Genomic DNA, 461 nt, shown 5'->3' with positions numbered 1-461 from the left:
GGGAACCTGGGGCTGGATCACCTCCTTATACGATTTAGAACTTATTTGTTCGTAGTGTCCACACAGATGATTGTTATTTAGCTAAACCGCATGGTTTATCTAATTAATATGCTCTTTAAAAATTTGGAAAGCTGATATTAAAATTCTTATAGATACTTGTATCTATAAAGAGTTTTCAAAAGTAAAAATACGGCTCTTAATCTCCCTTTAATAAGGCGCCAGTTGGCGCCTTATTTCTTTTTTAAAAAGGTATAAATCATGGCAAAGCAAACAGTTAAAAAAGTTAATTTCCGCGTTGACCGCGGTATTCGTATCAATGGTGAAAGTATTTATCCTGGCAAAGATAAAAAGAAACCAACGATTATCTCGATTCGTGAAACTCTGGCCAAGGAACTTGTGAATGCAAGTAAAGGCGAAATTGTAAATGATAAAGTCACCACTCAGGTGAAAGAGCCTTCATC

Annotated in this window: 1 protein-coding gene; it reads left to right on the top strand. The window is 35.6% G+C overall.

What is annotated here, in order from left to right:
• Positions 1-258: 258 nt before the first annotated feature.
• Positions 259-461 (top strand): hypothetical protein (locus C2M25_RS06495; protein WP_158679685.1); only part of this gene is annotated, 203 nt, incomplete at its 3' end.

This window comes from Pseudoalteromonas sp. T1lg21 (genome assembly GCF_002964625.1).
GTDB lineage: Bacteria > Pseudomonadota > Gammaproteobacteria > Enterobacterales > Alteromonadaceae > Pseudoalteromonas > Pseudoalteromonas gelatinilytica.
This window is presented reverse-complemented; position numbering and strand designations above follow the sequence as displayed.